The following is a 13470-nucleotide window of genomic DNA, read 5'->3' on the forward strand; positions in this document are numbered from 1 at the left end:
CTGGATGAGCGTGGCCCGACGAGCGGCGAGAGACCGAGGAGTGACGCCATATGCGGGACGACGAGCGGAAAGACACCTGGGACGCGTTCCGTGACGCGGTGAACATGGCGCCGGGCGAGCTGGAGAAGTGGCTGGGTTCGCAGGAGTCGCGGGCCGCCGGGCAGCACAAGGACGGGGGCGAGTCCACGGGGCATGCCTCCGGTCGCCGCATCCTGGACATCCTGCGGATGAAGAAGGGCGACCTCTCGGACGACGACTACCAGCACATGCGGAAGGTGGTCGGCTACGTCCAACGGCATCTCGCCCAGCGGCCCTCCGGTGACGTACGGGACACGCGGTGGAGGCATTCGCTGATGAACTGGGGACACGATCCGCTGAAGTGATCCCTGCCGCCGCGTCGCCGCTGCCCCGCCTGCCCGGGGCGGATCTTTTGTGGGCATGACATGTGCGGCCTTATGGGCAGCCGCTATTTGTCCTCCACCCGACTGGAGAAACGAGATCGTCTCCGCGCGCACCGATTCGACCACCACCTGGGCCGACGCCAGCACCCCCTTGGCCTCGACTGGCCGACGACGTCGGTGCGGTGGCCCGCCCGGAAGGAGACGGGCGTCCGCCGTTCCGGGCGGCCGGTACGGGGCCTCGCCGGCGCACGGCACACAGCTCCCTCGTCGCACGGTCACCTCCAGGTTCCCCAGTCACCCAAAAGTGCGTTCTTCCATGTCAGCGCTCACTCTCTTACGGTTCCCGAGTAACCGAAGGAGCCCACGGGCTCCCTGACGAGGAGGCAGACAGCATGACCGTCACCCTGATGAACCCCCGCGGACTGCCCGAGGTCGACGCCTACCGGCAGGTGTCGGTGGCGACGGGGACGAAGCTCGTCCTGGTCGCCGGGCAGGTCGCCTGGGACGCCGAGGGCACCCTGGTCGGGGAGGGCGATCTCACCGCCCAGGTCGAGCAGTGCTATCTCAACGTCGCCACCGCCCTGGCCGAGGCCGGCGGCTCGTTCGCCGACGTGGCGCGGCTGACCGTCTACCTCGTCGACTGGACCCCCGACAAGATGCCCCAGGTCCTGGCGGGGATCGGCCGGGCGGCGAAGCGGCTGGGCGCCACCCCGGTCCCGCCGCTCACCGGGATCGGCGTCGCCGCCCTGGCCGAGCCCGGCATCCTGGTCGAGGTCGAGGCCACCGCGGTCCTCGACTGACCGCGCTCACTCGCGACGGCTCAGGCCCCCGGCGGCGGCGAGGGTGCGGGCGGCCTCCACCACGGACCGGCGGCGCCGGGCGAGGGCGGCCCGCTCGGTCTCCTCGTCCAGCACCGCGCGGCACATCCTGGGCACCGCGAAGTTCCAGGCGATCAGCCCCATGACGGTGAACAGCAGATCCTGGGCGGCGCGCAGACGCGCCTCCTCGGGAAGGCGGCGGGCCGCGCTCCCGCCCATGAGCCGCTCCACCTTGCGGCGGAAGGCGGCACGGCTCTCCCGCTCGCTCTCGGCGTCCTCGTCGCCGCCCGCCTCCAGCGCGTCCCACAGCAGCAGCCTGATCAGTTCCGGGTGCTCCTGGTACCAGTCGAAGAGCTGCCCGACCGACTCGGCCACCGCGTCGGGATCGACCGCGATGGAGGCGCTGACCTCCTCCAGCTTCGCCCGCAGCACGGCGGCGAACAGCTTCTCCTTGCTCCCGTAGTAGAGGTAGATGGCCTGCTTGTTCGCTCTGGCGGCCGTCGCGATCCGCTCGACCCTGGCCCCGGCGAGGCCGTGCTCGGCGAACTCGGCGGCCGCGGCGGTGAAGATCCGCCGCCGGGTGTCCTCCGCGTCATAAGCCATGGCCGAATTAAACCATCCGGTTGACTGCGGTCCGGCCGGGCGGCAGCATCGTGCCCGCAGAAAAAACCAGTTGGTTTATTCGGTTCCTTCAGCGAGAGGCTGCCGCCCATGAGCACTCCGACTCCCGCCCCTGCCCCGGTCCCCGTCCGGTCCCCGCTGCCCGGCGGCCTGGCCGGTACGACCGCCGTCCTCGTCGGCGGCACCTCCGGCATCGGGCTGGCGACCGGTGTCCTGCTGCGTTCGGTCGGCGCCCGCGTCGTGCTGGTCGGCCGCGACGCCGACCGGCTGAAGGCCGCCGTCTCCCGGGTGCGCGACGCGGGCCCGGCCGAGGACGCCGACGACGCCGTACTGGGGGTCGCGGGCGACGGCACCGACGACCGGACCCTCGCCGAGGCGTTCGACCGGGCCGGCCATGTCGACCACGTACTCGTCACCGCGGGCGGCATCGGAGGCGCCGGCCCGGTGACCGAGTTGTCGGCCGGCGACATCGGCGCGGCCTTCGACTCCCGTCTGCGCGGTGCCTTCACCGCCGCCCGCACGGCGGCGACCCGGCTTCCGGCGGGCGGCTCCCTCACCTTCAGCTCCGGCATCCTCGTGGTCCGCCCCCGGGCCGGTATGAGCGCTCCGCTGTCGGCCGCCGGTGCCGTGGAGACCCTGACCCGGACCCTCGCCGTGGAACTCGCCCCCGCCCGGCTGCGGGTGAACACCATCCGGTTCGGCCGGATCGACACCCCGCTGCTGCGCGCGCAGCCGGGGCTGGACTCCGACGCCGCCGTAGCCGCCGCCGGTGCGAACGCCCTCCTGGGCCGCTTCGGCACCGCTGAGGAAGCCGCCGCCTCGGCCCTCTTCCTCATGGCCAACAACTACGTCACCGGCCAGGTCATCACCGTCGACGGCGGCGAGACCCTCGCCTGACCGGTGACCGGTGACCGGTGACCGGAGCCGGGGGAGCGTGGCACCGCCGGGAGCGGATCGGGCGGGCCCGTACGTGCCGTCATGCCTCGGCCCGCTCCCCGGCCAGGAACGGCCGCAGCAGGGCGAGCAGAGCGCGCGGCCGGTGCAGCGGGACGATGTGGCCGCAGTCCTCGATGACATGGCCGGTGAGGTCGTCGGCGACCGGCCGGAGCTGGCGTTCCAGCGCGGCGCCCACGGGGCGGGCGCCCAGCGCCAGCGTCGGTACGGTCAGCCGGGCCGAGGCGACCGCCCGCTCGATCTGGGCCGCGCTCTCGGGCAGGGCCCGGTAGTACGCGAAGGCCCGGCTCAGCGCCGGGCGGCCGGTGTACGCGCGGACGAAGGCGTCCCGCAGGGCGGGGCGCACGCCCTCGCCGAGCGTGCCGGTGCTCAGGAACCAGTCGACGTACGCCGCCTCATGACCCTCCAGGACGGTCTCGGCGAGGCCGGGTGCGGCGGCGTGGAAACCGAACCACCACGGCGGCCCGTCGGTGAGGAACTCCTCGGCGCCGGGCAGCCCGCCCAGCAGGGACTCCATGACGACCAGGCGCCGGACGAGCCGGGGGCGGCGCAGGGCGAGCAGGAAGGCCGGGGCGGCCCCGGCGTCGATGCCCACCACGGCGGCCGAGTCCTCGCCGAGCGCGGTGAGCAGCGCGGCGGCGTCCTCGGCCAGGGTTCCCGCGTCGTACCCGGTGGCGGCCGGGCCGCTCTCGCCGAACCCGCGCAGGTCCGGGGCGATCACGCGGTGCCGGCCGGACAGGCCGGCCATGACGTCGGTCCACACCTCCCAGGTGTGCGGGAAACCGTGCAGCAGCAGGACGGCGGGGCCCGATCCGGCGAGGGCGACGTTCAGCTCGACACCGTCGACGGGGACGCGGCGCAGCTCGGGCATGGAGATGCTCCAGATGAGAGGGGGTGAGGAATGGTGACAAGGGCACGCTAGGGAACTAACCTGGCCCGTCCAAGACGGCACTTTCCCCTCAGGTGGTGAGCCCCGGGTGACCACGTCCGAGCGCGGTGACCTGCTCGACCCGCGCTGCCCGACCCGCCGACTGCTCGACCGCATCGGCACCAAGTGGACGTCGATGACGGTCAAGGTGCTGGCCGAAGCGGCCCCGGACGAGCTGCGCTTCGCGGAGCTGCGCCGCCGTGTCCCCGGCATCTCGCAGAAGATGCTGTCCGTCACCCTGCGGGGCCTGACCCGCGACGGCCTGGTCGCCCGCCGGGTGGAGCCCACCGTGCCGCCCGCCGTCCACTACCGGCTCACCGACCTCGGCCGGTCCCTCGAACACCCGCTCGCCGCGCTGCGGGACTGGGCCGAGACCCACATGCGGGAGATCGACCGCAACAACCAGGCCGCCGACAACCTGGCCGCCGACCTGGCCACCGACGGGACGGCTCCCTGACCGGCGCGTCCGCTGCGCGCGACGATGAGTCCCCAGGACGTACGGAGTCCCCAGGACGTACGGTGTCCCCGCGCACGCTCGGCGTCACATGCGGGAGCCCGTCTGCCGCCCCTTCCCGCGCCCGCCGACCGGTACGAAGGGCCGGGAGAGGACGGTCACGGCGACGGAGACGGCCGCCAGGACGGTGATGGCCGTCGCGGGACCGGCGTACTGGGCGACCGCGCCGGCGATCGCCGCGCCGAGGCCCTGCCAGGTCATCCGGCCCGCCGACTCCACGCCCTGGACCTGCCCGCGGACCGCGTCCGGGGTCAGCTCCAGCAGCCGTTCCTGGAGCGGCAGCGTGGCGGCGAAACCGGCGCCCGCCACGAACACCGCGCCCGCCGCGACCAGCGCCGGCGGTCCGGCCGCGAACACCAGATACGGCACGGCGAGCAGCAGCCGCAGCGCGAACGCGCACCGGCGGCGCCGCTCCGCGCCGAACAGCCGCCCGACCGTCAGGTCACCGAGGAGCATCCCGGCCGCCCCGGCGGCCAGCAGCACCCCCGCGCAGCCCGGGGCGTAGGAGATGAACAGCGCCTCGCAGCCGACGATCAGACCGTTGGGCACCCACAGGTTGAGCAGCAGCGCCCGCCGGCCGGGGTGGGAGAACAGGTCGACGTTGGCCGCCCAGGTCCGGCGCGGTCCCGGGCGCCGGACGAGCCGGATCGACCGTTCCCGGACGGTCGCCGCCACGACGACCAGCGCCAGGGCGGTGAGGGCGGCGGCGACCAGGAAGACCTCGTGCGGGCTCAGCCACCGGAGCAGCACCGCACCGAAGGCGTAACCGAGGATCGCCGTGCCGCCCGAGGTGATGTTCATCAGCGACCGGGCGAGCGCGTACGCGGAATCCGGCACCACCTCGGCGAGCAGCCCCATCCGGGTCCCGGTGCCGAGGGACTGGAAGAACCCCAGCACCAGGAGCAGACCGAACCGGGCGGCCGGCGGCAGTCCGGGCACCGCCTGCCCGGCGACACCCGCCAGCGAGACGCACTGCAACGCCACCAGGGTCCGGCGCGGATGCTTCCCGTCCGCCACCGACATCAGCGTCAGCGCCCCGAGCACGGTCGCGAACGTGGCGCCGTACATGCTCACCGCCGTCAGGAACGGCGAGCCGGTCCGGCGCTCGACCAGCGTGCCGAGCGCGAAACCGGACAGGGTGCTCGCGGCGGTGGTCAGGGTGAAGCTCGCGTACAGTCCGGCGAATTCACGGTTGCGGAGCAGGGTGCGATAGCCCGTGGTGGGCGCGGAGGTGTGGGAAGGCATGAAAAAAGCCTCCGGACGCACCCGCCGGGGCGCCGAAGGCCGACTTGATCATTCTAGCACCGGCCCGGTCCGCCAACTGGCGCGCCCTTCCTCGGAATTCGCCGGACCGTCACGGCACCGGCGGGATACTGTGCGTACACAGTGCGTTGCCCTCGGTTAGTTGGAGGAATCCTGTGTCATCGCCCTGCGACGCCCGGTACGCGCCCGTCGGCGAGGTCGGCGCCGCGCTCATGATGATCGACTCCCGGCTGAAGGCCATCTACGACGGCAGGACCCGGACCGACGCCGAACAGGAGGCGCTCACCGAGCAGTTCGCCGTCTCCCTGGGCCCCGACGGGATGGACGACCTGCTGGACGGCGCCTGCACGGTCATCTACATGTTCATGCAGTGGCTGCGGATGGCCTTCGAGGACCACGGCGAGAACGTCATCGAGTGTGTGGTGCCCAACCATGTGGCCGCGCTGCGCATGATGCCCAAGAGCGTCCGCCCCGAGGCGATCCCCACCATGGCCGGCCTCCTCGTCGCGGCGGCCACCGGCCTGAGCCCCAGCCTGTGGCGCCAGCAGTACGGGGACTGGACCAAGGAGGAGATGAACGCCCTGGAGGCCACCGCCTTCCTGCTCGCGGAGCAGATCAACCGCATCACCGACGACCAGGACTTCGCCACCCGCATGGTCAGTGAGGCCCTCACCAGGGCCGACGAAGCCTGACCCGCGGCCCCGAGTCCGCTCACGGCCACGACGCCGATGAAGGCCGGGTCAGGCGGTGCCGTGGGTCAGGCGGTGCCGGAGCCCGGGGCGAAGGGACCCTCCAGTGCGGCCCACTGCAGGAGCATGACGGTCTTGGCGTCGGCGATGCGGCCGTCGCGGACCATGGCGAGGGCCTCGGCGAAGGGGAGTTCGAGGACCTCGATGTCCTCGCCCTCCTCCGCCAGCCCGCCACCGGCGCCGGTGCGGTCGGCCGGGGTGTACGGGCCCGCGTAGAAGTGCAGCCGTTCGGTGACCGAGCCCGGACTCATGTAGGCGTCGAGGACGTGGGTGAGCGGGCCGAGGGTGACACCGAGTTCCTCGGCGGCCTCGCGTCGGATCGCGGTCGGCGGCGCGTCGCCGTCGAGCAGCCCGGCCGCGGCCTCGACGAGCATGCCGTCCGGGTGGCCGTTGACGTAGGCCGGGTAGCGGAACTGGCGGACCAGCAGCACGCGTCGGCGCCCGGTGTCGTAGGGCAGGACGACCGCGCCGTCGCCCCGGTCGTAGGTCTCGCGCTGCTGGGTGACCCAGCGTCCGTCCCGGCGCCGGTAGTCGAAGGTGGTGCGGCGCAGCACGTGCCAGCCCCGCGAGGTGAGTTCCACGTCGCGGACCCTGACGCGGGGGTTGCGGTCCAGGTCGCGCCCGGCGCGGTCCAGGCCGGTGCGGCCGCGGTGGTCGGGGACGTCGATGCCGGGGCGGGCCGTCACGCGGCGCCGCCCGCCGCCGTCACGCGGCGCGGGATCTGCGCCACGTCGTGGTGGACGGGCAGGCCGCGGCGGCGGGCGGTGGCCGCGTCCTGGCCGGCCCCGGCAGAGTCGCCGGGCAGCCGCAGTACGGCGTCGCGGTGGGCGAGCGGCCGGTCGGCGGCCGGGTGGAGCACCTGGTCGGCCAGGGGGTCGGTGGGGCCCGCGCCGGCCGAGCGCGGCACGGGCGGGGCGATCCGCTCCCCGGTCACCGGCACCTGGCCGGCGTCGAACACCGGCCACGCGGCCGCTTCGGGACGGGACAGGTCGGCGGCCATGGCCGCCGGGGCGCCGCCGGTACCGGAGCGGTAGGGGCCGGCGATCGGGATGAGCATCGGTCGGTCGGTCATGCAGCGCTACACTACACGCAGAAACGTGCAAGAACAGGAGAGAACGTGCATGCTGGCTGCTGAACGGCGCGACCACCTGCTGGCCCTGCTCGCCCGCGAGGGGAAGATCATCGCCAAGGAGGTCGCCGCCGACCTGGGCATCTCCGAGGACAGCGTGCGGCGCGACCTGCGCGACCTGGCCGCCGAGGGGCTCTGCCACCGGGTCTACGGCGGGGCCGTGCCCGTCTCCCCGGCCCTCGCGGACTACCCCACCCGCATGAGCGTCACCCCCGACGGCAAGCGCAAGGTCGCCGAGGCCGCCGTCGCGCTGGTGCGGCCGGGCGGCGCACTGATCCTGGACGGCGGCACCACCGCCCTCGCCGTGGCCCACCGGCTCCCCCGGGAACTGGACTGCACGGTGATCACCCACAGCCCGACCGTCGCGACGGCGCTGCTGGAACACCCGCGGGCCGAGGTGTTCCTGCTGGGCGGGCGCCTCTTCAAGCACTCGGCGGTCGCCTGCGGTGCCGCCGCCGTCGAGGCCGCCCAGAACGTCTCCGCCGACCTGTGCCTGCTCGGCGTCACCGGCGTCCACCCGGAGGCGGGGCTGACCACCGGCGACGCCGAGGAGGCCGCCATGAAGCGGGCGCTGGCCGCGCGGGCGGCGGAGACCTACGTCCTCGCCTCCTCCGAGAAGATCGGCACGGCCTCCCGGTTCCGCGTCCTGCCCTTCGAGGACATCGCCGGAGTGATCACCGACGCCGATCCCCGGCAGGCGGTCGTCGAGCAGCTCACGGCACGCGGCGTGGACGTCCTGACGGCAGGCTGAAGGCGGCTCTGGGAGAGGCGAGCGTCGGGTGAGGTCGGAACCGGGTGAGGCCGACGCCGAGTGAGGCCCGTGCAGGTCAGAGGGCCGCGAGCAGGCCGTCGAGCGGGGCCGGTACGCGCGCCGTGTCCAGGGACTCGGCGAGGAGACGGCCGTAACGGATCTTGCGGCCCTTCTTGGTGCCGAGGAAGCGCCGCAACTGCCCCGCGCGGGGCCGGCCGTGCTGCGCGGGCTGGCTCAGGAAGGTCTGCCAGGGGCGCAGGTCGCCCTCGGTCCGGACGATCTCCTCCACCCGCCCGGTGCCCAGCGCGCGGATCAGCTCGTCCTCCAGGTCGGACACGCACACGAAGAACCCGTCCCGAGGCGCCCGCGCCCGCTCCAGCGCGCGGTCGTAGAAGGGCCGTTCGCGTTCGTCGCACAGGCCCGTCAGGCGCAGGTCCAGGCCGGGCGGTCCGAGCAGGTCGGTGTACCGGCCGACGCTCATCGCCCCGCCCATCGGCAGCACGCACACGCCCTCGGCGGCGAGGTCCCGGCCCCGCCGGGCGGCCAGCGCCTCGACGGCCGCGACATCGCTCGGCCCCTCCAGCAGCACGGCCGTGCGCACCCCCGGGGCCAGTTCGCGCGCCGGCCCGCCGGAACCCCCGCTCGCCCAGTCGCCGACCGCACTCCGGAACGCCCGCATGTCCGCCATGCCGCGAGTCTGCACCCTCACCGGCGGCACGGCACGGGAATATCCGCCGCCGGTCCGGCCCCGTCCGGGACGATGCCGGTGAGCAGATCGCCGAGCCGACGGCCGGTGAACTCCCGATCCAGGGACACCCCCGCGAGCGGCATCGCCCCGGCCCGGCTCCGGTCGGCGGCCCGCGCCGGCCTCCGCCGGCGCGGGCGCGGGCCGGCGGTGTCTCAGGGGCGCCAGCCGTACTGCGGCGGAATCCGCACGTCGGCGCCGAGTTCGCGGGCGGCGCGGCGGGCCCAAGTGGGCTCGCGCAGGAGCTGCCGGCCGATCAGGACCGCGTCGGCCTCGCCGTTGGCGAGGATCTTCGCGGCCTGCTCCGGGTCGGTGATCTCGCCGACCGCCGCCACCGGCATGTCCGTCTCGCGCCGGACCCGCTCGGCGAACGGCACCTGGTAGTTGGGGCCGACCGGGATGGTCACCCCGGCCGCGTTGCCGCCGGTGGAGATGTCCATCAGGTCCACGCCGTGCTCGGTCAGCACCCGGGCGAGGGCGACCGTGTCGTCCGGCGTCCAGCCGTCCCGCTCCAGCCAGTCGGTGGCGGAGACGCGGAAGAACAGCGGGAGTTCCTCGGGCCACTCCTCGCGTACGGCGTCCACGACCTCGACGGCCAGCCGGACCCGGTTCTCGAACGAACCGCCGTAGGCGTCGGTGCGGGTGTTGCTGTGCGGGGAGAGGAAGTTGCCGATCAGGTAGCCGTGGGCGCCGTGGATCTCGACGACCTGGAACCCGGCCTTGAGCGCGAGCCGCGTGGAGACGCGGAACCGCTCGACGACCTCGCCGATCTCCTCGGCGGTCAGCTCGCGCGGCACCTTCAGGCCCGGGTAGGCGACGGCGCTCGGGCCGACCGGCTCCCAGCCGTGCTCCTCGGGGCCGACCGGGCGGTCCCCGTCCCACGGGCGGCTGGTCGACGCCTTGCGGCCGGCGTGGCCGAGCTGGATGCCGGGGACGGTGCCCTGCTCCTTCAGGAACGAGGTGATCCGGCTCAGGCCCTCGGCCTGGGCCTCGTTCCACAGCCCCAGGTCCTGCGGCGAGATCCGGCCCTCGGGCGCGACACCGGTCGCCTCCACGATGATCAGCCCGGTGCCGCCGGCCGCCCGCGCGCCGTAGTGCTGGAAGTGCCAGTCCGTCGGCACGCCCTGCGCGGGGCCGTCGGGCGCGGCGGAGTACTGGCACATCGGGGGCATCCACACCCGGTTGGGCAGGGTCACGGACCGCAGGGTGTACGGCTCGAACAGGGCGCTCACAGAGGTCTCCCGTCGACTGAGGGGTCGGTCACGCCGGCCGCGCACGACGACGGGCACGACCGGCGCCTCGTACGATAACTCTCGTAATACGGCACTCGTCAAATTACGATGTCCCTCGTACAACGCGCCGCCGGACGACGGCGCGGCTCCCTCGCGCGGACCGAATTTGCCGGACCGGCAAAGTTCCGCGCGGTCCGGGAGGCATCCGGTGCAGGCTGCGGGCAGGGGCGTCGGGTGTCGCCGCCGCCCCGTTCCGTCCGGTCCCCTCGTCCCGTCGCAGCCTGGAGGCATCATGAGCCGTACGTCTTCGCCCGAGCAGCCCGCCGAGTTCTGGGAGGCGCGGTACCGCGACGCCGGGCGGGTGTGGAGCGGGCGGCCCAATGAGCTGCTCGTCCGGGAGGCGGCCGGTCTCGCCCCCGGCACCGCCCTGGACCTCGGCTGCGGGGAGGGCGGCGACGCCGTGTGGCTGGCCTCGCGGGGCTGGCGGGTCACCGGCGTCGACATCTCCGCCACCGCCCTGGAGCGCGCCGCCCGGCACGCCGCCGAGGCGGGCGTCGGCGACCGCGTCACCTGGGAGCGCCACGAACTGGGCGTGACCTTCCCCGCGGGCTCCTTCGACCTGGTCAGCGCCCACTACCTGCAGTCCCCGGTCGCCCTCGACCAGCGGAGCGTCCTGCGCCGGGCGGCCGACGCGGTCACCGACGGCGGCACCCTGCTGATCGTCCTGCACGCGGGCTGGCCGTCCTGGCAGACCGAACCGCCCTTCGACGCGGAGTTCCCCACGCTGGACGCGATTCCCGACGGCCTCGCGCTGCCCGAGGGGGAGTGGACCGTCCGCACCCGGGAGACCGTCCGCCGGGCCTCCGTCTCCCCGGACGGCACGGAGGGGCACCGCGACGACCACGTGTGGCAACTGCGGCGGGCGTAGCGGGGGGCCCGCGACTGTGCCGGGCCGGTCCGGGTACTCAGGCCGCCCACCGGACGACCAGGGAGCGGAGACATGACCGGAAACCACCGGACGGCGGACGACCCCGCCGCGCGTCTGCGGCGCAGCGCCGCCGAGGTGTTCGGGTGGGAGCGGCTCTCGGCCGAGCAGCTCCAGGCCATGGAGGCCGTCCTCGACGGCCGGGACACCCTCGTGGTGATGCCGACCGGGTCCGGCAAGTCCGCCGTCTACCAGGTACCCGGGGTGCTGCTCGACGGCCCGGTCGTCGTCGTGTCGCCGCTGCTCGCGCTCCAGCGGGACCAGATCGCCGGCCTGCCCGAGGGCGACGATGCGCCCGGCGCCGTCGCCGTGAACTCCACCCTCACCGCGGCCGGGGCCGAGGCCGCGTGGCAGGCGGTGCGCTCGGGCGAGGCCCGGTTCCTGTACCTGTCGCCCGAACAACTGGCCAAGGACGAGGTCGTCGACGAGCTGGCCGCCGCCGCGCCCGCCCTGTTCGTGGTGGACGAGGCCCAGTGCGTGGCCTCCTGGGGGCACGACTTCCGGCCCGACTACCTGCGCCTGGAGCAGGCCGTACGCCGGGTCGGACGCCCCCCGCTGCTCGCCCTCACCGCGACCGCCGCCCCGCCCGTCCGCGAGGAGATCGTCGCGCGCCTGGGCATGGACCGGCCGCGGCTGACCGTCACCAGCTTCGACCGGCCGAACATCCGGCTGGAGGCCCGCCGCTTCCTCGACGAGGACGACCGGCGCCGCGCGGTCGTCGAGCGCGCCGCCGCCGAGCCCAAACCCGGCATCGTCTACGCCGCCACCCGCAAGGAGGCCGAGGAGTACGCCGGGCAGCTCGCCGCCCTCGGACTGACCGCCGTCGCCTACCACGCCGGCCTGCCCGGGGCCGAGCGCGCCCGGGTCCACGACGCGTTCCTCGCCGGGCGCACCGACGTGGTGGTGGCGACCTCGGCGTTCGGGATGGGCATCGACAAGGAGGACGTACGGTTCGTGCTGCACGCCTCGCTGCCGGGCTCGCTGGACGCCTACTACCAGGAGATCGGCCGCTGCGGCCGGGACGGCGAACCGGCCCTCGCGGTCCTGCACCACCGCCCCGAGGACACCGGCATGCAGTACTGGTTCGCCGGCCGCACCCCCGGCCACGACACGCTCACCGAGGTCGCCGACGCCGTGCGCGACCACGAGGACGAGCCCGCCGACCTCGACGCGCTGCGCCGCGAGACCGGGCTGTCCCGCAACCGCGTCACCACCGCCGTGAACCTCCTGGAGGAGGCCGGCGCCGTCGCCACCGGCGCGGACGGCGAGGTCCGCCCGGACGGGGACACCCCGCCGGACGCCGCCGCGGAACGGGCCGAGGAGGCCGCCGAGGCGCACCGCGTCACCGACCGCACCCGGGTCGACATGGCCCGCTCCTACGCCGAGACCACCGGGTGCCGGCGCCGGTTCCTGCTCGGCTACTTCGGCGAGGAGTACGAGCCGCCCTGCGGCAACTGCGACGGCTGCGACGCCCGCGAGGACGGGGACGCCTCCCCGCCGGCCCGGCACCCCGCCGCCCGCGCGTACCCGGTGGGGTCCCGGGTGCGGCACCGCGAGTGGGGCGAGGGCATGGTGCTGAGCGAGGACGGCGACCGCATCACCGTCCAGTTCGAACAGGTCGGCTACCGCACCCTCGCCCTGGCGGCCCTGGCCGACCAGGAGGACCTGCTCACCGTGGTGGCCGAGGCGCCCTGAACCCTCACCCCGCCTCGGGGCGCGGCCGAAGCCACTGTCCGGCATGTCCGTTATGTTGAAAAGGTTACCTTCAGAGAATTCTGAGAAGATAGGCATGCTTTGCGACTGGGCGGACACCTGTGACGGTGAAGGCTACCGGCCAGATCAGAGGGAGATGGTGACATGCCTTCCAAGGAAAAGGTCATCCAGGAAGTGACCCGCATCCAGGACATGGACGTGGACGCGGCTCTGGACCCCACCGAGTCGGACGGCGTCTACCGGGACAGCCGGCGTTGCGGCGGCCTGCTGGCGCTCGTCGGAGGGGGCAAGCTGGAGCTGTCGCCGCCGACCCCGCGCCCCAAGAAGGGCTGACCGGATCGACGGGAGCACCTGAATGGAACAGTCAGGCACTTCTGCCCTGCTGAAGGGCGCGGTGCGGGATCTGGCTGCCGGCGTGGCCTCCGCTCTCCGGAGCGGGGGCCATGGCCCGGCCGGTGACCTGCCGTGGGCCCGCCGCCCGGGCGCCCCGCCCTGCGCCCCGCCGCGCCCCGGGGGCCCGCCGCCCCACCAAGAGACAAGACGATTTTTGGTCAAACCCCCCCACCCCCCCCCACACGCCCCAGCACCCCGAAGGGACCCCCCCAGCCGCAACAACCCCGCCAACAGGAGAAACACCCCAGCCCCCCCAGCCACTCAACCCACCACG

Annotated in this window: 16 protein-coding genes; 9 read left to right on the forward strand and 7 right to left on the reverse strand. The window is 74.0% G+C overall.

All coding sequences use genetic code 11. From position 1 onward, the window contains the following. The first annotated feature begins 50 nt into the window (after positions 1–50). Together ACFY32_RS33145 and ACFY32_RS33150 are read left to right on the forward strand one after the other, a co-directional pair. Positions 51–383, forward strand: a complete 333-nt coding sequence (locus tag ACFY32_RS33145) for a DUF3140 domain-containing protein (RefSeq protein ID WP_359204031.1) — start codon at positions 51–53, stop codon at positions 381–383. 410 nt (positions 384–793) lie between these two features. Further along, positions 794–1201 (forward strand): RidA family protein, encoded by a 408-nt coding sequence (locus tag ACFY32_RS33150; protein ID WP_390676252.1) that lies wholly within the window; start codon positions 794–796, stop codon positions 1199–1201. Between the two features lie 6 nt (positions 1202–1207). Here the strand turns inward: ACFY32_RS33150 and ACFY32_RS33155 are convergent, their stop codons facing one another. Beyond that, a complete protein-coding gene (locus ACFY32_RS33155) occupies positions 1208–1822 on the reverse strand; it encodes a TetR/AcrR family transcriptional regulator (protein WP_390676253.1) in 615 nt (204 codons plus the stop codon). A gap of 108 nt (positions 1823–1930) precedes the next feature. On the opposite strand from ACFY32_RS33155, the gene ACFY32_RS33160 reads away from it, so the two are divergent. Further along, the gene (locus ACFY32_RS33160; RefSeq protein ID WP_390676254.1) at positions 1931–2737 is read left to right on the forward strand and encodes an SDR family NAD(P)-dependent oxidoreductase; all 807 of its coding nucleotides are present in this window, start codon (positions 1931–1933) and stop codon (positions 2735–2737) included. A 79-nt stretch (positions 2738–2816) separates the two neighbouring features. Here ACFY32_RS33160 and ACFY32_RS33165 read toward each other — a convergent pair whose 3' ends face one another. After that, entirely contained in the window at positions 2817–3665 is an 849-nt protein-coding gene (locus ACFY32_RS33165; RefSeq protein ID WP_390676255.1) for an alpha/beta fold hydrolase, read from the reverse strand. A gap of 106 nt (positions 3666–3771) precedes the next feature. On the opposite strand from ACFY32_RS33165, the gene ACFY32_RS33170 reads away from it, so the two are divergent. Next, the gene (locus ACFY32_RS33170; RefSeq protein WP_359204017.1) at positions 3772–4179 is read left to right on the forward strand and encodes a helix-turn-helix domain-containing protein; all 408 of its coding nucleotides are present in this window, start codon (positions 3772–3774) and stop codon (positions 4177–4179) included. Positions 4180–4263: 84 nt separating this feature from the next. Here the strand turns inward: ACFY32_RS33170 and ACFY32_RS33175 are convergent, their stop codons facing one another. Further along, positions 4264–5481: an MFS transporter gene (locus ACFY32_RS33175; protein WP_359204014.1), complete on the reverse strand. Its 1218-nt coding sequence runs from the start codon at positions 5479–5481 to the stop codon at positions 4264–4266. Positions 5482–5654: 173 nt separating this feature from the next. Between ACFY32_RS33175 and ACFY32_RS33180 the strand changes: the two genes are divergently transcribed. Then, complete coding sequence (locus ACFY32_RS33180) at positions 5655–6191, forward strand: hypothetical protein (RefSeq protein ID WP_359204011.1); 537 nt, start codon at positions 5655–5657, stop codon at positions 6189–6191. Positions 6192–6256: 65 nt separating this feature from the next. On the opposite strand, the gene ACFY32_RS33185 is transcribed toward ACFY32_RS33180, so the two are convergent. Together ACFY32_RS33185 and ACFY32_RS33190 are read right to left on the reverse strand one after the other, a co-directional pair. Then, positions 6257–6934 (reverse strand): NUDIX domain-containing protein, encoded by a 678-nt coding sequence (locus tag ACFY32_RS33185; protein ID WP_359204008.1) that lies wholly within the window; start codon positions 6932–6934, stop codon positions 6257–6259. After that, on the reverse strand, positions 6931–7320 hold the full coding sequence (locus tag ACFY32_RS33190) for a DUF4406 domain-containing protein (protein ID WP_390676256.1): 390 nt from the start codon (positions 7318–7320) through the stop codon (positions 6931–6933). Before ACFY32_RS33190 ends, ACFY32_RS33185 begins: the two co-directional genes overlap by 4 nt. Before the next feature lie 49 nt (positions 7321–7369). Between ACFY32_RS33190 and ACFY32_RS33195 the strand changes: the two genes are divergently transcribed. Beyond that, complete coding sequence (locus ACFY32_RS33195; RefSeq protein WP_390676257.1) at positions 7370–8128, forward strand: DeoR/GlpR family DNA-binding transcription regulator; 759 nt, start codon at positions 7370–7372, stop codon at positions 8126–8128. A 76-nt stretch (positions 8129–8204) separates the two neighbouring features. Here ACFY32_RS33195 and ACFY32_RS33200 read toward each other — a convergent pair whose 3' ends face one another. Beyond that, positions 8205–8816, reverse strand: coding sequence for a TOPRIM nucleotidyl transferase/hydrolase domain-containing protein (locus ACFY32_RS33200; RefSeq protein WP_390676258.1), 612 nt, complete (start codon positions 8814–8816; stop codon positions 8205–8207). Between the two features lie 212 nt (positions 8817–9028). Further along, complete coding sequence (locus ACFY32_RS33205) at positions 9029–10105, reverse strand: NADH:flavin oxidoreductase/NADH oxidase (RefSeq protein WP_390676259.1); 1077 nt, start codon at positions 10103–10105, stop codon at positions 9029–9031. Positions 10106–10397: 292 nt separating this feature from the next. On the opposite strand from ACFY32_RS33205, the gene ACFY32_RS33210 reads away from it, so the two are divergent. The 3 genes from ACFY32_RS33210 (at position 10398) to ACFY32_RS33220 (ending at position 13136) form a co-directional block, all read left to right on the forward strand. After that, on the forward strand, positions 10398–11033 hold the full coding sequence (locus tag ACFY32_RS33210; RefSeq protein WP_390676260.1) for a class I SAM-dependent methyltransferase: 636 nt from the start codon (positions 10398–10400) through the stop codon (positions 11031–11033). Positions 11034–11105: 72 nt separating this feature from the next. After that, positions 11106–12785, forward strand: a complete 1680-nt coding sequence (locus ACFY32_RS33215) for a RecQ family ATP-dependent DNA helicase (RefSeq protein ID WP_359203990.1) — start codon at positions 11106–11108, stop codon at positions 12783–12785. Between the two features lie 162 nt (positions 12786–12947). Beyond that, on the forward strand, positions 12948–13136 hold the full coding sequence (locus ACFY32_RS33220) for a hypothetical protein (protein WP_359203987.1): 189 nt from the start codon (positions 12948–12950) through the stop codon (positions 13134–13136). Positions 13137–13470: the final 334 nt, after the last annotated feature.

Source organism: Streptomyces sp. NPDC000134, from assembly GCF_042899225.1.
Lineage (GTDB): Bacteria > Actinomycetota > Actinomycetes > Streptomycetales > Streptomycetaceae > Streptomyces.